20 protein-coding genes are annotated in these 19,332 nt (G+C 59.9%); 10 read left to right on the top strand and 10 right to left on the bottom strand.

Annotated elements, in window-relative coordinates:
* Positions 1-113 precede the first annotated feature (113 nt).
* Positions 114-1,415, bottom strand: a complete 1,302-nt coding sequence (locus HV782_RS19755) for an MFS transporter (protein WP_186748427.1) — start codon at positions 1,413-1,415, stop codon at positions 114-116.
* 162 nt (positions 1,416-1,577) lie between these two features.
* Between HV782_RS19755 and HV782_RS19750 the strand changes: the two genes are divergently transcribed.
* Positions 1,578-2,522, top strand: a complete 945-nt coding sequence (locus tag HV782_RS19750; RefSeq protein WP_225931031.1) for an FAD:protein FMN transferase — start codon at positions 1,578-1,580, stop codon at positions 2,520-2,522.
* A gap of 197 nt (positions 2,523-2,719) precedes the next feature.
* Positions 2,720-4,114: a Si-specific NAD(P)(+) transhydrogenase gene (sthA, locus tag HV782_RS19745; RefSeq protein WP_064117858.1), complete on the top strand. Its 1,395-nt coding sequence runs from the start codon at positions 2,720-2,722 to the stop codon at positions 4,112-4,114.
* A 42-nt stretch (positions 4,115-4,156) separates the two neighbouring features.
* Here sthA and HV782_RS19740 read toward each other — a convergent pair whose 3' ends face one another.
* The gene (locus tag HV782_RS19740; protein ID WP_186748425.1) at positions 4,157-4,879 is read right to left on the bottom strand and encodes a glycerophosphodiester phosphodiesterase; all 723 of its coding nucleotides are present in this window, start codon (positions 4,877-4,879) and stop codon (positions 4,157-4,159) included.
* A gap of 14 nt (positions 4,880-4,893) precedes the next feature.
* Positions 4,894-5,475 (bottom strand): PilZ domain-containing protein, encoded by a 582-nt coding sequence (locus HV782_RS19735; protein WP_128614502.1) that lies wholly within the window; start codon positions 5,473-5,475, stop codon positions 4,894-4,896.
* Between the two features lie 94 nt (positions 5,476-5,569).
* Here HV782_RS19735 and HV782_RS19730 point away from each other — a divergent pair, with 94 nt between their 5' ends.
* From HV782_RS19730 to HV782_RS19720, 3 genes are all read left to right on the top strand, one after another.
* Positions 5,570-6,820 (top strand): lipoprotein-releasing ABC transporter permease subunit, encoded by a 1,251-nt coding sequence (locus HV782_RS19730; RefSeq protein WP_123461954.1) that lies wholly within the window; start codon positions 5,570-5,572, stop codon positions 6,818-6,820.
* Positions 6,813-7,511: a lipoprotein-releasing ABC transporter ATP-binding protein LolD gene (lolD, locus tag HV782_RS19725; protein ID WP_123461955.1), complete on the top strand. Its 699-nt coding sequence runs from the start codon at positions 6,813-6,815 to the stop codon at positions 7,509-7,511. The genes HV782_RS19730 and lolD overlap by 8 nt, the downstream gene beginning before the upstream one ends.
* Positions 7,512-7,574: 63 nt before the next feature.
* Complete coding sequence (locus HV782_RS19720) at positions 7,575-8,819, top strand: lipoprotein-releasing ABC transporter permease subunit (RefSeq protein ID WP_123461957.1); 1,245 nt, start codon at positions 7,575-7,577, stop codon at positions 8,817-8,819.
* Between the two features lie 122 nt (positions 8,820-8,941).
* On the opposite strand, the gene HV782_RS19715 is transcribed toward HV782_RS19720, so the two are convergent.
* Together HV782_RS19715 and HV782_RS19710 are read right to left on the bottom strand one after the other, a co-directional pair.
* The gene (locus HV782_RS19715) at positions 8,942-10,291 is read right to left on the bottom strand and encodes a heavy metal sensor histidine kinase (RefSeq protein ID WP_186748628.1); all 1,350 of its coding nucleotides are present in this window, start codon (positions 10,289-10,291) and stop codon (positions 8,942-8,944) included.
* Positions 10,291-10,971: a heavy metal response regulator transcription factor gene (locus tag HV782_RS19710; RefSeq protein WP_128614505.1), complete on the bottom strand. Its 681-nt coding sequence runs from the start codon at positions 10,969-10,971 to the stop codon at positions 10,291-10,293. The genes HV782_RS19715 and HV782_RS19710 overlap by 1 nt, the downstream gene beginning before the upstream one ends.
* 155 nt (positions 10,972-11,126) lie before the next feature.
* Here HV782_RS19710 and copI point away from each other — a divergent pair, with 155 nt between their 5' ends.
* Both copI and queF read left to right on the top strand, forming a co-directional pair.
* Positions 11,127-11,660: a copper-resistant cuproprotein CopI gene (gene copI, locus HV782_RS19705; protein ID WP_123461963.1), complete on the top strand. Its 534-nt coding sequence runs from the start codon at positions 11,127-11,129 to the stop codon at positions 11,658-11,660.
* Between the two features lie 61 nt (positions 11,661-11,721).
* Complete coding sequence (gene queF, locus HV782_RS19700; RefSeq protein ID WP_186748629.1) at positions 11,722-12,552, top strand: NADPH-dependent 7-cyano-7-deazaguanine reductase QueF; 831 nt, start codon at positions 11,722-11,724, stop codon at positions 12,550-12,552.
* Positions 12,553-12,658: 106 nt separating this feature from the next.
* Here queF and HV782_RS19695 read toward each other — a convergent pair whose 3' ends face one another.
* Positions 12,659-12,922, bottom strand: a complete 264-nt coding sequence (locus HV782_RS19695; RefSeq protein ID WP_128614507.1) for a DUF4404 family protein — start codon at positions 12,920-12,922, stop codon at positions 12,659-12,661.
* A gap of 109 nt (positions 12,923-13,031) precedes the next feature.
* Positions 13,032-13,652, bottom strand: coding sequence for an HAD superfamily inactivated hydrolase PcrP (gene pcrP / locus HV782_RS19690; protein ID WP_186748630.1), 621 nt, complete (start codon positions 13,650-13,652; stop codon positions 13,032-13,034).
* A 197-nt stretch (positions 13,653-13,849) separates the two neighbouring features.
* On the opposite strand from pcrP, the gene HV782_RS19685 reads away from it, so the two are divergent.
* Positions 13,850-14,539, top strand: coding sequence for an MlaA family lipoprotein (locus HV782_RS19685; RefSeq protein ID WP_123461971.1), 690 nt, complete (start codon positions 13,850-13,852; stop codon positions 14,537-14,539).
* A gap of 53 nt (positions 14,540-14,592) precedes the next feature.
* Here the strand turns inward: HV782_RS19685 and HV782_RS19680 are convergent, their stop codons facing one another.
* Positions 14,593-14,892 carry a PilZ domain-containing protein gene (locus HV782_RS19680; protein WP_128614509.1) on the bottom strand — a complete coding sequence of 100 codons (300 nt, stop codon included), beginning with the start codon at positions 14,890-14,892 and terminating at the stop codon, positions 14,593-14,595.
* A 274-nt stretch (positions 14,893-15,166) separates the two neighbouring features.
* On the opposite strand from HV782_RS19680, the gene rssB reads away from it, so the two are divergent.
* Positions 15,167-16,348, top strand: a complete 1,182-nt coding sequence (rssB, locus tag HV782_RS19675; protein ID WP_123462941.1) for a two-component system response regulator RssB — start codon at positions 15,167-15,169, stop codon at positions 16,346-16,348.
* A complete protein-coding gene (rssC, locus tag HV782_RS19670; protein WP_042560140.1) occupies positions 16,348-16,830 on the top strand; it encodes an anti-sigma factor antagonist RssC in 483 nt (160 codons plus the stop codon). The genes rssB and rssC overlap by 1 nt, the downstream gene beginning before the upstream one ends.
* A gap of 202 nt (positions 16,831-17,032) precedes the next feature.
* On the opposite strand, the gene tal is transcribed toward rssC, so the two are convergent.
* Both tal and HV782_RS19660 read right to left on the bottom strand, forming a co-directional pair.
* Positions 17,033-17,959: a transaldolase gene (tal, locus tag HV782_RS19665; protein ID WP_123461976.1), complete on the bottom strand. Its 927-nt coding sequence runs from the start codon at positions 17,957-17,959 to the stop codon at positions 17,033-17,035.
* Positions 17,960-18,167: 208 nt separating this feature from the next.
* Positions 18,168-19,118, bottom strand: coding sequence for a glycosyl hydrolase family 5 (locus HV782_RS19660; RefSeq protein ID WP_186748631.1), 951 nt, complete (start codon positions 19,116-19,118; stop codon positions 18,168-18,170).
* Between the last annotated feature and the right edge of the window lie 214 nt (positions 19,119-19,332).

The following is a 19,332-nucleotide window of genomic DNA, read 5'->3' as shown; positions in this document are numbered from 1 at the left end:
TGCCTGTGCCGGCCTCATCGCTGGCAAGCCAGCTCCCACAGGTTCTTGGGAGGTTGCACAATTGTGTTCACGCCCGAAGTCCCTGTGGGAGCTGGCTTGCCAGCGATAGCGTCTTATCTGGCGCCGCCGACGATCGAGGCCTGCGCAGTACGCAGCTCATGCCGGTTACCGCGGAACAACACCAGCGTCGCAATCAATCCCAACACCGCCGCACCACTCAGCCAGATCCCCGGTGCTGCCTTGTTGTCCAGCACATGAATCAGGTAAGTACAAGCCGCCGGGGTAAAGCCGCCGAACGTCGCGGTTGCCAGGCTGTAAGCCAGTGAGAAGCCGGTCGTACGCACTTCAACCGGCATGATCTCGGTCAGCGCCACCACCATCGCCCCGTTGTACGAACCGTAGAGGAACGACAGCCACAACTCGACAATCAGCAAATGGCTGAAGCTCGGGTTCGCCACCAGCCACGACAGTGCCGGATAAGCCGTCAGGATCGCCAGAATGGTCGCAGCCAGCAGTAAGGGTTTACGGCCGATCTTGTCAGACACCGAGCCCATCACCGGCAACCAGAAGAAGTTCGACAGACCAATACACACCGTCACCAGTAACGCATCGAAATCCGACAAATGCAGTTCAGCCTTGCCGAAGGTCGGGGTGTAGGCGGTGATCAGGTAGAACGACACCGTAGTCATCACCACCAGTGCCATGCCGGCGATGACGATGCCAAAGTTCTGACCGATCGAGCGGACAATTTCCCGCAGGGTCGGGCGATGTTTCCTGGCTTGGAACTCTGGCGTTTCCTCCAGCGAGCGGCGAATGACAAAGATCACCGGCACAATCATGCAGCCGATCAGGAACGGCACGCGCCAGCCCCAGTCACCCATTTGTTCCGGGCTCAGCCAGTGGTTGAGGCCGACGCCGAGCAGGCCGGCGAAAACCACCGCCGCTTGCTGACTCGCAGACTGCCAGCTGACGAAGAAGCCCTTGCGGCCTGGTGTGGCGATCTCTGCCAGATAGACAGATACGCCGCCCAGTTCTACGCCAGCGGAAAAGCCTTGCAGCAACCGACCAAACAGCACGATCAACGGCGCAGCGACGCCGAGGGTGGCGTAGCCTGGAACACAGGCGATGAGGATCGTACCGGCAGCCATCAACGCCAGCGTGATGATCAGCCCTTGGCGACGGCCATGACGGTCAATGTAGGCGCCGAGGAAAATCGCCCCGAGCGGACGCATCAAGAAGCCGGCCCCAAAAGTGGCCAGTGAAAGCATCAGCGAAGCGAAGGCGCTGTCGGTGGGGAAGAAGGTCTTGGCAATGGCTGTGGCGTAAAAGCCATAGACCATGAAGTCGAACATTTCGAGGAAGTTGCCGCTGACAACGCGAAAAATCGCTTTGCCTTTGCCCGTGGTGGAGGACATGTTCAGGTACTCGCTATTGGATTTTGTATAAAGATGTTGCAGATCCTTTAATTCATAATGGCCGTCGCGGTTTTACGGAGAGATGAATAATTGTTCACTAGACGGTTGCTTGGGCTTGTGATTCTGGCTGGCTTATTGGCAGGCTGCGGCAATGGCGATTCCATGGAAAGCCTTGGTGGGGCGACCATGGGCAGCACGTATTCAATCAAGTATGTGCGCCGCGCCGGCTTGCCCGAACCGAAGCAAGTTCGCGGTGAAGTGGAGGGGATCCTCGGCGAAGTCGATCGGCAGCTATCCACCTATCGCAACGATTCGGACATCGAGCGCTTCAACGCTTTACCCGCCAATAGCTGTCAGAAAATGCCTGCAGCGGTACTCGAATTGGTCCGCACGGGCGAACAACTGTCAGCGCAAAGCGAAGGCTCCTACGACCTGACTGTCGAACCGCTGATGAATCTCTGGGGGTTCGGCCCGCAGGGGCGCGAAGAGAAAGTCCCTGGCGCCGCCGCACTCGCCGAGGTGATGTCGCGCGTCGGTTATCAGCACTTGCGCATCAATGGCGAGCAGTTGTGCAAGGACGCCGCTGTCGAAGTCGACTTCAACAGCATCGCCGCCGGGTATGCCGTCGACACCATTGCCGCCAGACTCGAAGCCATGGGTATCCATGACTATCTCGCTGAAGCCACGGGCGAACTGAAGGCCAAGGGCAAAAAACTCGACGGCTCGGCATGGCGCATCGCGCTGGAAGAACCTCGTGACGATCAACAGGTCGCCGAGCGCATCATTAATGTCGATGGCTACGGTGTGTCCACGTCCGGGGATTACCGTAACTATTTCCTGCAGGACGGTCGGCGTTATTCCCACACTCTCGATGCGCGCAGCGGGGCGCCGGTCCTGCACAACCTGGCGTCAGTCACGGTGATTCATCCTTCAGCGTTGATGGCCGATGGACTATCGACGCTGTTGCTGATTCTCGGGCCGGAAAGGGCGTGGGACTATGCCGAAAAACATGGGATTGCTGCATTCTTCGTGATTCGTGCCGATACAGGTTTCGTCATCCGCACCAGTCGGGCGTTCGAGCGGCTCAATGGCGCAAAAGTTGACTGAAAACAGTACGAAGGCTGGCGTTGTAGTGCAGGCAAAAGTAGCCTACGACGCGACCAAGGGTTAATGTGCGCGGCGTTGACGCTTCTATAGACTGTGTCCGGGTTCTTCATTGGCCCCCAATTGTTCCTTCGCGCCGCGATTCGGCGTGATTTAGCCGTCGGTGCTGCTGGCATCGCGGCCTGTTCTGAGGAGTACGCATGGCTGTCTACAACTACGACGTGGTGGTGTTGGGTTCCGGCCCGGCGGGAGAAGGCGCGGCAATGAACGCCGCCAAAGCAGGGCGCAAGGTCGCGATGGTCGACAGCCGTCGCCAGGTCGGCGGTAACTGCACCCACCTCGGTACCATCCCGTCCAAGGCCCTGCGTCACTCGGTGCGGCAGATCATGCAGTTCAACACCAACCCGATGTTCCGGGCGATCGGCGAACCGCGCTGGTTCTCCTTCCCGGACGTGTTGAAAAGCGCCGAGAAAGTCATTTCCAAACAAGTCGCTTCGCGTACCGGCTACTACGCCCGTAACCGCGTCGACGTGTTCTTTGGCACCGGCAGCTTCGCCGACGAGCAAACCATCGAAGTGGTCTGCGCCAACGGCGTGGTCGAGAAACTGGTGGCCAAGCACATCATCATCGCCACCGGTTCGCGCCCGTATCGCCCGGCGGACATCGATTTCCACCACCCGCGCATCTACGATAGCGACACCATCCTCAGCCTCGGCCACACCCCGCGCAAACTGATCGTTTACGGCGCCGGCGTGATCGGTTGCGAATACGCCTCGATCTTCAGTGGCCTTGGGGTATTGGTTGAGCTGGTGGACAACCGCGGTCAGTTGCTGAGCTTCCTCGACTCGGAAATCTCCCAGGCGCTGAGCTACCACTTCAGCAACAACAACATCACCGTGCGCCACAACGAAGATTACGATCGCGTTGAAGGCGTCGATAACGGCGTGATCCTGCACCTCAAATCCGGCAAGAAGATCAAGGCCGACGCCTTGCTCTGGTGCAACGGCCGTACCGGTAACACCGACCAGCTCGGTCTGGAAAACATCGGCGTCAAGGTCAACAGCCGTGGCCAGATCGAAGTCGACGAGGCCTACCGCACCTGCGTGCCGAACATCTACGGTGCCGGCGATGTGATCGGCTGGCCGAGCCTGGCCAGTGCCGCCCACGACCAGGGTCGTTCGGCAGCCGGCAGCATTGTCGATAACGGCAGCTGGCGCTTTGTGAATGACGTGCCGACCGGTATCTACACCATTCCGGAGATCAGCTCGATCGGCAAGAACGAGCAGGAGCTGACCCAGGCCAAGGTGCCGTACGAAGTCGGCAAGGCGTTCTTCAAGAGCATGGCGCGTGCACAGATCGCCGGCGAGCCGCAAGGCATGCTGAAGATCCTGTTCCACCGTGAAACCCTGGAAGTACTGGGCGTGCACTGCTTCGGTTATCAGGCGTCGGAGATCGTGCACATCGGTCAGGCAATCATGAGCCAGCCGGGTGAGTTGAATACGCTGAAGTACTTCGTCAACACCACGTTCAACTACCCGACCATGGCCGAAGCCTATCGGGTAGCGGCGTACGACGGCCTCAACCGGCTTTTTTGACGGGCTCCGGCCGGTGGCCTGAGCCGGCCGGGGAGACCGATTTCAGCAATTCTCGAGGGTGGCAGTGGCCAAACCGGGAAAGTCTGTAATCAGGCTGTCAACGCCGAAGTCGGCGAGTCTGCGCATCAGCGCAGGCTCGTTGACGGTCCACACCGACACATGCAGCCCCTGACGCTGCGCCTTCTGCAGGCGTTCCGGCGTACACAGCGTCCAGTTCAGCGCCAGAATCTCACAGCCATAGTTGGCCGCGACCTTCAACGGGTCGAGCCAGGCGTATTCGGCTACCAGTCCGCGTGACACGTCCGGCACCAGGTCCAGTGCCGCTTTCAGCACTTCTCGCGAACTCGAAGTAATGGTCACCTTGTCGAGCAAGCCATGGCGCTGGGCCATTTCGCGAATCGTCAGCACGGTGGTTGCAGCGCGGGTGCGCGACGCACTTTTGACTTCCAGTTGCCAGTGCTCGAAATCACACTGCTCAAACAATTCTTCCAGCGTTGGAATCGGGCACGGCTTGATCCAGCCCGGGCCGCCCTTGCGCGCGTCGTAGGTCACAAGTTCCGCGGCGGTGTGCTCGACGACCTTGCCACGGCGGTCGGTGGTGCGCTTGAGGGTCGGGTCGTGGATGACCATCAACTCGCCGTCCTTGGACAGGTGCAGGTCCAGTTCGCAACGGCGCACGCCGTGTTTGAGACATTCCTGAAAACTGGTCAGGGTATTTTCCGGTGCTTCGCCCTTGGCGCCGCGGTGGCCGTAGATGAGGGTCACGGTGCTTCCTTAAATTAGATGCCAGATTCGTTCTGTTCGCGGGCCAGGCGTCGTTCCTGGGCCTGCTTCTGCAAGATATAGCGCGCGAGCAACTGGCGCTGGGCGTCGGTCAAGTGTTCGAACTCGGTGCCGACGTCGTAGCCGTCGCCCTTGCGATCGCAATGGGTGACGCGGGCGCGCAGCAACAGGCCGAGCGCCTGCGGCATCAGCACCAGTTTCACCGACAGGTGCGCGCCAGTGGCAAGCGCGGTCGGGTGCTGAAAGTCGATCCCGCCTTCGGAGATGATCACCGGTTGCGGCTCGCCGATGTGGCCGAGCACGGTCAGGGCGACCACCTGGCTGAGCAGGTCGATGCGTTTGTTCTGGGATTTGAGGAACGCGGCGATGGCCCGGTCGCGCTCGCTGATCTGGCGCAACAGGTGTTGCGACTCGAATTCACTCAGGTGCAGTTCACTGAGCAGGTTGAAGAGCGGGGAAGCATCCTGCAACACTTCCTGGCCTGCGGCTTCGGGAGCGGACAGGGGCTGAATTTCCAGTGCGATCGTGTCCTCGATACGGTAGTATTCGCGGCGATCTTCTTCATCTAATGTCGACATGGCGAACCCATGGTAGCGGCGGTGGTCTGAGTGTAAAGCTGGTTATCGACCCCCGCCACAAGGACGTTCCTTTTCCCTCCGAACAAGCCCCGACATGTTCAGACCTCTCTTCGTATTTATCGGCACGCGTTATACCCGTGCAAAGCGTCGCAATCATTTTGTGTCATTCATTTCCCTGACTTCGATGATCGGGCTCGCCCTTGGCGTGGTCGTGATGATCGTGGTGCTCTCGGTGATGAACGGCTTCGATCATGAGATGCGCACCCGTGTGCTGGGCATGGTGCCCCACGCGACCATCGAATCCACCGAGCCGATCAACGATTGGCAAGGCCTGGCCGCCAAGGTCAAGCAGAACCCGCAGGTGACGGCCGTTGCGCCATTCACCCAGATGCAGGGCCTGCTGACCAATAACGGTCAGGTGTCCAAGGTGTTGCTCAACGCCATCGACCCTGCGCTCGAGCGCAATGTGTCGATCATCGACAACTTCATGCAGCAGGGCAAACTCGACGATCTGACGCCGGGCAGCTTCGGCATTGTGATCGGCGACAAGGCCGCGACCAAGCTCGGGGTGGGCATCGGTGACAAGATCACCTTCGTCGCACCGGAGGTCAGTCTGACCCCGGCGGGGATGTTCCCGCGTATGAAGCGCTTCACCGTGGTCGGCATTTTCCATGTCGGCGCTGGTGAGCTCGACGGTTACCTCGGCGTGACCAACCTGCAGGATCTGGCGAAGATGCACCGCTGGAAACCTGATCAGGTGCAGGGCATCCGCCTGAAGTTCGACGACCTGTTCCAGGCGCCGCGTGTGGCGTGGAACATCGCCCAGCAACTCGGTGAAGACCATTATTACGCCCGCGACTGGACCCGTACCCACGGCAATCTGTATCAGGCCATCCGCATGGAAAAAGCCATGATCGGCCTGTTGTTGCTGCTGATCGTCGCCGTGGCTGCGTTCAACATCATTTCCACGCTGGTGATGGTGGTCAACGACAAGAAGGGCGACATCGCCATTCTGCGCACATTGGGCGCCACGCCGGGCACGATCATGCGCACGTTCATGGTGCAGGGCACTGTGATCGGCGTGGTCGGCACGGCGATCGGTGCCGTGGTGGGGATTTTCGCCGCGCTCAACGTCAGCGCGGCGATCTCGGCCCTCGAAGGGCTGATCGGCCATAAATTCCTGAATGCCGACGTGTATTTCATTGATTACCTGCCGTCGCAGGTGCAGAGCCAGGACGTGGTCATGGTCTGTGCCGCTGCGTTGGTCCTGAGTTTCCTCGCCACCCTGTATCCCGCCTGGCGTGCCGCGCGCACCCAGCCGGCGGAGGCGTTACGTTATGAGTGAGTCGGGCATGAGTGAACAAGCAATCCTGAGCTGTCGCAACCTGGGCAAATCCTACGAGGAAGGCCCGGAATCGGTGGAAGTGCTGGCCGGTCTGCAACTGGAGTTGCACCCGGGCGAGCGTGTGGCGATCGTCGGCAAATCCGGTTCGGGCAAAAGTACTTTGCTCAACCTGCTCGGCGGCCTCGATACGCCGACCCAGGGCAGCGTCTGGCTCGACGGCGAAGAGTTGTCGGCCCTGAGCGAGAAGAAGCGTGGCCTGCTGCGTAACCGTGCCCTCGGGTTCGTGTACCAGTTCCACCACTTGCTGCCGGAATTCACGGCGCTGGAGAACGTCTGCATGCCGCTGCTGATCGGCAAGACCGCGATCCCTGAGGCGCGCCAGCGCGCCACGGCCTTGCTGGAGCGAGTCGGCCTCGGGCACCGTCTGGAGCACAAACCGGCCGAGTTGTCCGGTGGCGAGCGTCAGCGTGTGGCCATTGCCCGCGCCCTGGTGAACAACCCGGGTCTGGTGATGCTCGACGAGCCCACCGGCAACCTCGACTCCCACACCGCCGAAGGCATTCAGGACCTGATGCTGGAGCTGAGCACGTCGATGCGCACGGCGTTCCTGGTGGTGACTCACGACATGAACCTGGCTCGTCAGATGGATCGCGTCCTGCAGTTGCAGGAAGGCTGCCTGACGCCTATCTGACCGGCTGAAACCCGGTGCCTGTAAAGGCGCCGGGTCTTTTATTTTTATACGGTGCCCCAGCGAATGTTCAGACCGTTATCGATCTTTATCGGCACGCGCTATACCCGCGCCAAGCGCCGCAATCGCTTTGTTTCGTTCATTTCGATGACCTCGATGATCGGCCTCGCCCTCGGCGTGCTGGCGATGATCGTGGTGTTGTCGGTGATGAACGGCTTCCAGCGCGAAATGAGCTCGCGCATCCTCGGCATGGTGCCCCACGCGACCATCGTCGGCGTCAAGCCGATTGATGACTGGCAGCCGGTGGCCGCCGCCGCGATGAAAAATCCCGAAGTCACGGCCGCCGTACCGTTCACCGAGATGGAAGGCATGCTGTCCTACAAGGGCTTGATGCAGCCGATCCAGATCAGCGGCATCGACCCGGCCCAGGAAGGCAAAGTGTCGATTGTGGCGCAGCACATCGTGCAGGGGCGTCTCGATGCCCTGAAGCCGGGCGAGTTTGGTGTGGTGATCGGTGAAATCACCGCGCGGCGCTTTCGCCTCAACGTTGGCGACAAGCTGACCCTGATCGTGCCGGAAGTCAGCACCGCACCGGGCGGCATCACCCCGCGCATGCAACGGCTGAATGTGGTCGGTGTGTTCAAGGTCGGCGCTGAGCTGGATGGCTCCATGGGCCTGATCCACATGGCCGATGCGGCAACCATGCAGCACTGGGAACCGAATCAGGTGCAAAGCGTGCGGCTGGCGGTCAAAGACTTGTACGCCGCACCGAAAGTGTCTTCGGACATCGCCACAGGCCTTGGCGCCGAGTTCAAGGCTGACGACTGGACCCACACCCAGGGCAGCCTGTTCAGCGCCATGAAAATGGAAAAAACCATGATCGGCCTGCTGTTGCTGATGATCGTCGCCGTGGCGGCGTTCAACATCATCGCGACGTTGATCATGGTGGTGAACGACAAAGGCGCGGACATCGCAATCCTGCGCACCATTGGCGCCACGCCCCGGCAGATCATGGCGATCTTCATGGTGCAGGGCACGGTGATTGGCATCGTCGGCACCCTCATTGGCGGCGTACTGGGGGTGATCGCCGCGCTGAATGTCAGTGAGATGGTCGGCTGGGTCGAGCGGGTAACCGGGCAGCATATCTTCAGCTCCGACGTGTATTTCGTCAGCAATCTGCCGTCGGAATTGCAGGGTGGGGATGTGCTGTTGATCTGTTCGGCGGGCTTTATTCTGAGCTTCCTGGCGACGCTGTATCCGGCATGGCGGGCGGCGAAGATCGAGCCGGCTCATGCATTGAGATATTCCTGAGTTTCAAGTCCGTCTTCGCGAGCAAGCTCGCTCCCACAGGTATCGAGTTGAATCACCATTTGTGAACGACCCAAAACCCTGTGGGAGCGAGCTTGCTCGCGAAGGGGCCTGAATGGCCGGCCTCATTTCCCCTTGGGCAACTCGATCACAAACCGCGTCCATCCCGCTTCTGATTCGCAATGAATCTCCCCACCATGGGCCCGGACGATCGATTGCGTAATCGCCAGCCCCAACCCCGCATGCTCGCTGCTGCCTTCCTGCCGCGCCGGATCTGCGCGATAAAAGCGGTCGAACAACCGCGGCAACAGTTCGGCTGAAATCCCGTCACCACTGTTTTCGACCGACACCTGCACGGCGTGCGGCTGATCGACAATGGACAGGTGCACGCTGCCCGCCGCCGGGGTAAAGCGCAGCGCGTTATCCAGCAAATTCGACAAGGCCCGACGCAGCATGCTGCGATCACCTTTTATCTGCGCGTTACCCTCGCGACTCAGCGTCACTCCGGCGTCCTCGGCCAGTGGCGCGAAAAACTCCAGCAACACGTCGCTCTCGTCCGCCAGTTCCAGCGCCTCACGCTTGGGCATCAACAAACCGTGATCCGCCTTGGCCAGGTACAACATGTCGTTGACCAGTTGCGCCATCCATTGCAGTTCTTCGAGGTTACTGTGCAGAGCTTCGCGGTAATCCTCGATCGGCCGTGGGCGGGTGAGGGTGACCTGGGTGTGAGTCAGCAGATTCGACAGCGGCGTGCGCAGTTCATGGGCGATGTCGGCCGAGAATGCCGACAGCCGTTGAAACGAGTCGTCGAGGCGTCCGAGCATGGCGTTGAAGCTGTGGGCCATTTCCGCAAGCTCGGGCGGCATTTGCCCTTCCGGCAGGCGGGCATTCAGCGATTGGGCGGAAATCCCACGGGCCACCGCGCTCATGCGCCGCAAAGGTCGCAAGCCGCTGCGTGCCGCCCAGGCGCCGAGCAGCGCGGTGGCCAGTGCCGAGAGGCCGACGGTCAGCCAGATCAGATGCTGCATGCGTTGCAGGAAGTGTTGGTGGTGGGTGATGTCCAGCAACAGTGTCAGTTGCGGCGAATCGCTTTTGTCCGGGTAGAGCGGGGCGTTGAGCACGCGGTAATCGGTGCCATCCTGATGGAGGGTTGCCAGCCCGGGTTGTTGCGGCAACTCCTTGGGGATGTGCGTCGAGCTGTCGTACCAGCGTTGGCCGTCGCTGCCGGTGATGCGCAGTGACAGATCGGCCTGCCGGCTCATTTCATCCGCCAGCCGCGCTTCGCCGGTGCCCGGTTGGACAGCCTGCAAGGCGCGGCGCAGGCCGATCAGTTTGCCGTCCAGTTGTTGCTGATCGAGTTCGATAAAGTGCGCCTCGCTGGCGCGGTTGAACAACACCCCGGCGAACAGCGAGACCACGGCGGTACACGCGGCAAACAACAGGGCCAGACGCGAACTCAAGGACAAGCGGCGCATCAGGCACCACGCTCTTCAAGCACGTAACCCATGCCGCGCACGGTGTGGATCAGTTTGTTCGGGAACTCATCGTCGATCTTCAGGCGCAACCGGCGGATCGCCACTTCGATGACATTGGTGTCGCTGTCGAAATTCATGTCCCAGACCTGCGAAGCGATCAGCGACTTCGGCAGCACTTCACCCTGGCGGCGCAAGAGCATTTCCAGCAGGGCGAATTCCTTGGCGGTCAGGTCGATGCGCTGACCACTGCGCTCGACCCGGCGGCGGATCAGGTCTAGGCGCAGGTCGGCCAGTTGCAGGCTGGTTTCCTGTGGCGTGGCGCTGCCGCGGCGCAACAGGCTGCGTACCCGGGCCAGCAGTTCGGAGAAGGCGAAAGGCTTGACCAGATAATCGTCAGCGCCGAGTTCAAGGCCGTGCACCCGGTCTTCCACGGCGTCCCTGGCCGTCAGAAACAGGACCGGGGTATCCAGTCCGGCGCTGCGCACCGCTTGCAGAATCTGCCAGCCACTGCGACCGGGCAGCATCACGTCGAGGATCAACAGCGCATAATCACCACTCAACGCCAGGTGCTGGCCGCTGTTGCCGTCGGCCACCAGTTCCGTGTTGAAACCGGCCTCGGTCAGGCCCTGGCGCAGGTATTGGCCGGTTTTCGCTTGGTCTTCGACGATCAACAGTTTCATGGGCGGCTCGGGGTGATAGACACGAAGGTTTTATACCGTGCGCAACGGCAACACGCGCCAACCTGACAAAGTTGTAATCTGCCTGTCAGGTAGATGCCAGCGCAGTCCGGCTAAAGTTTCCCACAGGCTGAACCTTATCTTGTTGGAGTACGACCATGTTTTTGCGCAAATCCCTGGCGCTGAGCGCCTGTTTGTTGGCGTTGAGCGCGCCGGTGTGGGCCGCGCCAGCGCACACCTATGACTTCGGTCAACCGGCACCGGCCGCCAAGGCCACCCGCAGCATCGAGGTGGTGATGGGCGATATGTCGTTCGATCCCAAGGCGATTCAGGTCAAGGCCGGTGAGACCGTTCGTTTTGTGCTGGTGAATAAAGGCCAGTTGCTGCATGAATTCAACCTGGGTGACGCGGCGATGCACGCCAGGCACCAGCAGGAAATGCTGCAGATGCAGCAAAGCGGCATGCTTACGCCGACCGGCATGAAGCACATGTCCCACGATATGGCGGGCATGGATCACGCCGCGATGGGCCACGGCATGAAGCACGACGACCCGAACAGTGTGCTGGTCGAACCGGGTACAACCGCGGAATTGACCTGGACCTTCAGCAAGGCCACCAGCCTGGAATTTGCCTGCAATATTCCCGGTCATTACCAGGCCGGCATGGTCGGCAAACTGACGGTCAGTCAGTAAGCACTCAAAGGCGGGCGCAAAGGCTGGTAGAATCCGCTGATTCTTCAGTCAGGTTTCCGCCATGCATCCCGCAGCCGAACATTCGCCGCTGGGCAAATCCAGCGAATACATCGCCACGTACACGCCGTCCCTGTTGTTCCCGATCCCGCGCACCGCGAAGTGGGCCGAACTGGGCCTGACCGCCGACACCCTGCCGTATGAAGGTGTGGATTTCTGGAACTGCTTCGAACTGTCGTGGCTGCTGCCGTCGGGCAAACCGGTGGTGGCGATTGGTGAGTTCAGTATTCCCGCCGATTCGCCGAACATCATCGAGTCGAAGTCGTTCAAGCTGTATCTGAACTCGCTGAACCAGACGCCGTTCGCCGACATCGCCGCGCTCGAAGCGACACTGGTCAAGGATCTGTCGGCGGCTGCCGGCAAACCGGTAGGCGTGCGGGTGCGCAGTCTGAAGGAGGTCGAAGCGGAAGGTGTCGTGGCGTTGCCCGGCGTGTGCATCGACGACCTCGACATCAGCGTCAGCAACTATGAGCATCCGCGTCCGGAACTGCTGCGTTGCGACAATTCGCGGGTTGTCGAAGAAAGCGTGCACAGCCATCTGCTCAAATCCAACTGCCCGGTCACCAGCCAGCCGGACTGGGGCAGTGTGGTGGTGCAATATCGCGGTGCGGCACTGGATCACGCCAGTCTGCTGGAGTACATCGTCAGCTTCCGCCAGCATTCGGACTTCCACGAACAGTGCGTGGAGCGGATTTTCCTCGACCTGCAGCGCCTGCTGAAGCCGGAGAAACTCACGGTATTTGCACGTTACGTGCGTCGCGGCGGTCTGGATATCAACCCGTATCGCAGTACTGAATCTGTACAACTGCCGAACCACCGTCTGGTCCGTCAATAAACAACCTCTGTAGGCTCACTCCTACATGGGAAAACGTTTCAAATCACGAAAATGAAAAAGCCCTGCCGGTGATGGCAGGGCTTTTTGCATTGCAGTGGGAGGGTGATCAGATCCCCATGCTGCCCAGCGCATTGAAGATATTGCGCAGGGTGCCGGCAATAGTCGGGTGTTCCACTTCAAAGCGTTCCACCGCCAGGTTCACGCCATCAGCGATGCTGGCGTACTGCGTGGCGCTCTCCAGTTTGATTTCCGATTCGATCTGCGCCATCAGGGCATGCAGATCTTCACGCTCTGCTTCGGACAGCGGTGGATTCTGCTCCAGTTGCTCGCGCAGGGTATCGAGTTGTTTCTGCAGTTCTTGAGCGGGCATGACGTGGTTCCTTTTATCTAGAGGCACTGGCATTGACCGCAGCCGCGCGCCAAAGGTCTATGGCTGACCTTTAGATTAATCCACTCGCGTCGAACCTGCATGATCCCGATCAGGGCTTTTCACCTTTGAGGCGACGCAGGCGGATGTCTGCCAGGCAGGTGTCGAGCTCACCCAGATGATCAATCACCGAATGCACCCCGAGGCTGAACAGTTGCACGGTCGCTTTGCCGCGCCGTTGTTCGCGTTCTTTCTGCGTCAGCGCCTGCCATTCGCTCGGCGCCAGGCCGCACAGTGAGCCGCAGGAGGCCAGGCCAATCGTCCACAATCCGGCATTCAGGCCCGCTTGCAGCAGGCGCGGTTCGCCGCTGACCAGCACGCAGCCGTCCAGGCTGGCGACGTTCAGCTCCATCAGCGCTTGCCAGCAAGCGTTGGGCGACGGCCACGGATTGAGGGTTGCCGAGTGTTGTGCAGGTTTGATCCAGGCCGGCAGCGCAGCCGCCAGCGCTTGAGTGAGGGCAGGGGGCAGTTCATCGAGCCACGCACAGGGAATCTGTTGGCGCTGCAAACTGTGCAGGCTGTCGAGCGCACCGGGTGTGGCTTCGACGTGTTCGGGCAGGACGCCGCTGTGTTGTTGCGCGCGGGCACCGAAATCCACCAGGCAACCGCTGAGACCGAACAGGACGGCGGTCAGACCGGGCTCGGCGAAGGGCAAGGTTTCGGCATGTGACATGGCAACGTCCCTGAAATAGCGATAAGGCTAGAGACTGTAGGTGACAGTTGCGTGACGGGTGCGTGAACGGCGGCGCGGGAACGTTCCTACAAGTTTGCACAATTGGCGGACTGCCCAAACGGCCTTTTACGCTTATACTAACGGCCTTAATGCCCGGGCCCCGACGCCCGCGACAGTACAAATCCAAGGAGTTTTCTATGCGCTGGAGCAATCCGCTCGCTCAGCTTTGTGTATGTGCCGGCCTGTTGCTGGCTCCGTTCGCCACTCAGGCCGCAACGGAAGAAGACCCTTGGGAGAGCGTCAACCGTCCGATCTTCCAGTTCAACGACTTCGTCGACACCTATGCACTGAAGCCTTTGGCCCAAGGCTATGAGTTTGTCACGCCGCAGTTCCTTGAAGACGGCATCCACAACATGTTCCGCAACGTCGGTGACGTCACTAACCTGGCGAACAACATTCTGCAGGCCAAACCTGCCGCCGCCGGTGTCGACACCGCGCGGATCATTTTCAACACCACCTTCGGCCTGCTCGGTTTCTTCGACGTCGGCACCAAGATGGGTCTGAACCGCAGCGACGAAGATTTCGGCCAGACCCTTGGCTACTGGGGTGTCAGCAGTGGCCCGTACGTGATGCTGCCGTTGCTTGGCCCGAGCACACTGCGTGACGCACCTTCCAGATACGTCGACAGCTACACCGGCCCGTACCGCTACATCAACGACGTGCCTGTGCGTAACTCGGTGTTCGGCCTGAACATCGTCGACACCCGTGCCAGCCTGTTGTCGAGCGAGAAGCTGATCAGCGGCGACAAGTACACCTTCATCCGCAACGCTTACTTGCAGAATCGCGAGTTCAAAGTGAAGGATGGCAAGGTCGTAGACGATTTTTAATTTCGACCGGTAAAACAGAAAGGCGACCTCAGGGTCGCCTTTTTTGTGTGTAGTTATTTCATCTTCAGGATGCTCAGGCCGAGCTTCTGGCTATCGCCTTCCTGAGCCTTGACCCAGACCACCTCAGTCTCGGCTTCCAGGCCGCTGAGTGCCGCATGGTCGGAATCTATGCGCACGCGCAAGCGGTCGCCGACCGCGAACTGCCGCGGCGCTTCAACCTGCATGCCGCTGCTGGAGAGGTCGATGCACACCGCGCTGATCTGATCACCTTCATGAATCAGCACGACATCGGCATCGACCCGCATGCGGATGAAATCGCGCTTTTCGCTGTAGTCCCGACTGGTTTGACTCATAGGTTCGTCCTTCCATTGGGTTACGGTTTGAGCTGTTCTTATAACTCTCGGTGATTTGACAAGTAAAGTCGTCAAGCGACCATCGGCGCATGCTTGAAACGCTCTGCGGATGGGAGTACCGTCTGCGCCTTAGAAGGGCACCTCTGGTGCAACCGTGTGCAGAGCCAATGCTCTAAAGCGGTGCAGCAGAGAGGCTAGAAAGCGAATCCAGTAGTCTGCGCAGGGCCCGATGCCTGCCCACTACGCCAACCTAATTCTGGCGCCGTTTGCCCACATGCCAAAAACCAGTGCCACGCTGCTGATAATCGATGATGACGAGGTAGTGCGCGCGAGTCTCGCGGCCTATTTGGAAGACAGTGGTTTCAGCGTCCTGCAGGCCAGCAATGGCCAACAGGGTCTTCAGGTATTCGAGCAAGAAAAGCCCGACTTGGTCATCTGCGATCTGCGCATGCCGCAGATGGGCGGTCTCGAACTTATCCGCCAGGTTACCGAGCGATCACCGCAGACGCCGGTGATCGTGGTTTCGGGCGCCGGCGTGATGAACGACGCGGTCGAGGCACTGCGCCTGGGCGCGGCGGATTACCTGATCAAGCCTCTCGAAGATCTGGCCGTGCTCGAGCACTCCGTGCGCCGGGCCTTGGACCGTGCGCGTCTGCTGCTGGAAAACCAGCGCTATCGCGAGAAGCTGGAAAAGGCCAACCGCGAGCTCGAAGCCAGCCTGAACCTGCTCCAGGAAGACCAGAACGCCGGTCGCCAGGTGCAGATGAACATGCTGCCGGAAAGCCCGTGGAGCATCGACGAGTTCAACTTTGCGCACCAGATCATCCCGTCGCTGTACCTGTCGGGTGATTTTGTCGACTATTTCCGTGTTGACGAACGCCGGGTGGCGTTTTACCTGGCGGACGTATCGGGTCACGGCGCTTCTTCAGCCTTCGTCACCGTGCTGCTGAAGTTCATGACCACGCGCTTGCTGTTCGAATCCAAGCGCAACGGCACCTTGCCGGAATTCAAGCCTTCGGAGGTCCTTGGTCATATCAACCGGGGGCTGATCAGTTGTAAGCTGGGCAAACACGTCACAATGGTCGGTGGAGTCATCGACGAGGAGACCGGTTTGTTGACCTATAGCATCGGCGGCCATCTGCCGTTGCCTGTGTTGTACACGCCTGACAGTGTTCGTTACCTGGAGGGGCGCGGTCTGCCGGTGGGGCTCTTCAATGAGGCCACCTACGAAGATCACGTGCTTGAGCTGCCGCCGACGTTCAGCCTGACGCTGATGTCTGATGGCATTCTGGATCTGTTGCCAGAACCCACGCTCAAGGAAAAAGAAGCTGCTTTACCCCAGCGGGTGAAGTCGGCGGGCGGCAGCCTGGATGGTCTGCGGCAAGTATTTGGATTGGCCACGCTAGGGGAGATGCCGGATGATATCGCCCTGTTGGTGTTGAGCAGGAATCTTTAATGAGTACCGGTAGAATCCAGTTCGCCGAGCAGGACGGCACCTTCGTCCTGAAGTTCGTCGGTGAAGTTCGCCTGACCCTGTGTTCGGCGTTGGATGCGACTATTGAGAAAATCTTCACCGCGTTGAATTTCAACGCGATCGTGATCGATTTGACCGAAACCCGCAGCATCGACAGCACCACGCTGGGCCTGCTGGCCAAGCTGTCGATTCTGTCGCGGCAGAAGGTCGGCCTGTTGCCGACTGTCGTCACCACCCACGATGACATCACCCGTCTGTTGCAGTCGATGGGCTTCGAGCAGGTGTTCAACATCGTCAACCACCCGGTGCCTTGCCCGGAGTGCCTGGATGACTTGCCGGATCAGGATCAGTCGGAAGAAGTGGTGCGGATCAAGGTGTTGGAAGCGCACAAGATCCTCATGGGGCTGAACGACTCCAATCGTGAAGCATTCCATGACCTGGTCAATGCCCTGGAAAGACACTGATCTGATGAAGTGATGTTGTCTGGGCCGGCCTCTTCGCGAGCAAGCTCGCTCCCACACTGGATCAGCGTCGATCACCAATCCCCTTGTGGGAGCGCGCTTGCTCGCGAAGGCGTTAGATCAGACGATACATTTTCCATGGCGGACTGAATAAAAAAGGGCGAACCCTCACAGGTTCGCCCTTTTTGCATTTCACCAGCTCAGATCACAGCTTGGCCTGCAACAGCGCCTCAAGCTTCTCCTGATCACGGGCAAACTGACGAATGCCCTCAGCCAGTTTCTCGGTCGCCATCGCATCTTCGTTCGACAACCAGCGGAACTGCGCTTCATTGAGGCTCAGGCGTGCTTCACCGGCGTGGCCAGGGGCGAGTTTGCGCTCCAGTTTGCCGTTGTCTGCCGCCAGCTTGTCGATCAGGTCCGGGCTGATGGTCAGGCGGTCGCAACCGGCCAGTTGCTCGATCTGGCTGAGGTTGCGGAAGCTCGCGCCCATGACCACGGTCTTGTAGTCATTGGCCTTGTAGTAGTTGTAGATGCGCGTCACCGACTGTACGCCCGGATCATCGGCGCCGGTGTAGTCGTTGCCGTTGGCCTTCTTGTACCAGTCGTAGATGCGGCCCACGAACGGCGAGATCAGGAACACCCCGGCGTCGGCGCACGCGGCGGCCTGGGCGAAGGAGAACAGCAGGGTCAGGTTGGTCTGGATGCCTTCCTTCTCGAGGATCTCCGCCGCGCGGATGCCTTCCCAGGTCGAGGCGATCTTGATCAGCACGCGGTCACGGCCGATACCGGCCTTGTCGTACAGTTCGATCAGGCGGTGTGCGCGTTTCAGAACGGCGTCCTGGTCGAACGACAGGCGCGCATCCACTTCAGTGGAAATACGCCCTGGAATCACTTTGAGGATTTCCTGGCCCACCGCGACGCCGAAACGGTCGCTGGCCAGGCCGACATCGCCCTTGCAGTCGCTGACGCAGGCGTTCAGCAGTTCGGCGTAAGCCGGAATGGCCGCGGCTTTGAGCAGCAGGGAAGGGTTGGTGGTGGCGTCGACCGGCTTGACCCGGGCAATCGCTTCGAAGTCGCCGGTGTCGGCAACCACGGTGGTCATCTGTTTGAGTTGTTCCAGCTTGGAAGTCATGTGTGTGCTCTGTCCTGTGGGTTTGACGACATTACCCGAGCGCTGACAGTCACTCAAGGGTATCCGGGCGTATCGACGGCCCCGCTGGCAACAACCTGAGACGGGTTGCTTGATGGGCGGGGCGCGGTAGTGATCAATACGATGCCAAAACCGGTCACAGGTTCAAAGCAACTGACAGCTAACGCCGGTTGAGCACTCAGGGTCAGGGCTAATGCTGGCTCAACTGGGTTCTGACTGCGGTTTCCGCGGGTTTCGGCTGGCCGTCGGCGGTCAGAAGACCGAAATTCTTCTCGCGATCATTGCTGCCGGTGTCGCTGTTTTTCCATTCGTAGATCGACGTCAGTGCAATGTTGCGGGTTTTGATATCGGCGACGAAGGCACTGATTTTACTGGCCTGACCCTCCGTACCCCCGTTGGACGCGAGTGCCGAGATACCCCATTCGCTGATCACCCCCGGCAGATGGAAGTTCTGCTGGATAAACGCTTGGGCATTGCTGATCTGCGTGCCGGTCATGCCATACGGATGATAGGAAATCGCGCTGAGGCATTGCGGGTATTCGCTGACGATACGATTGAGCGCCACCGTGGACGCCGAGCCGGCGGTGGGTGGTCGGGCGAAACCGAAGCCGATTACCGGGGTGGCCTGAGGTTTGTCCTGCAGCGTCTTGCACGCGGCACTCATGAACGGCACGAACGTCGTATCGAAATTCCCGGTCGGCCAGTAAGTGTTCAGATCCGGCTCATTCCATAACTCGATCGCCACCAGTTGCGAACCGTAGGTCGTTGCCAGGCTGGTCAGCGCGTTGGCGTACGCGACGCCGGCGTTCGTCAGATCATTGGCCGGCAACGGCTTGGTCGCGCGCAAGGTCATCAGCACCGGCAGGCCAGCGGCACGGGCCACAGCGAAGGCGTCGCTGATCTGCTTTTGATAGGCCGCGCTGCCCAGGCTGTCAGTCCACACGCCAAAGCGTACGAAACTGAAGCCGGTGCTTTTGACCTTTTCGGCGTCGGCGGCGGAGAAGGTCTGGACCTTGACCTGAACACCGATGGTTTTATTGGCAGGCAGTGCCGGGAACAGTTCATTGGCGTGACTCTGGCCGGTTGCTGCCAGCAGCAACAGGGTCAGGGCGCCGAGTGGTTTCAGAGGTGCTGTTTTCATGTCGGTTCTCCGGGTGAGAAGTGACAACGGCGAAAAGTTTCCAGTGATAACCGATTCGAAACTGACAATCGCACTAAGTGCGCGAATGTTAGTTTTTGTCAGGAAGCCAGAGTCTGAAAATCACAGTTATTTTTAGTCCGGTAATTCCGTTTGGGCGACTTTTGGCGCTGTGGTACTTAATACGCTGGTACTAACAGGGCGAATCTGTTTCTGA

The organism is Pseudomonas monsensis (genome assembly GCF_014268495.2).
GTDB lineage: Bacteria > Pseudomonadota > Gammaproteobacteria > Pseudomonadales > Pseudomonadaceae > Aquipseudomonas > Aquipseudomonas monsensis.
The sequence above is the reverse complement of the archived record's forward strand: the minus strand, read 5'-3'. Positions and strand labels throughout refer to the sequence as shown.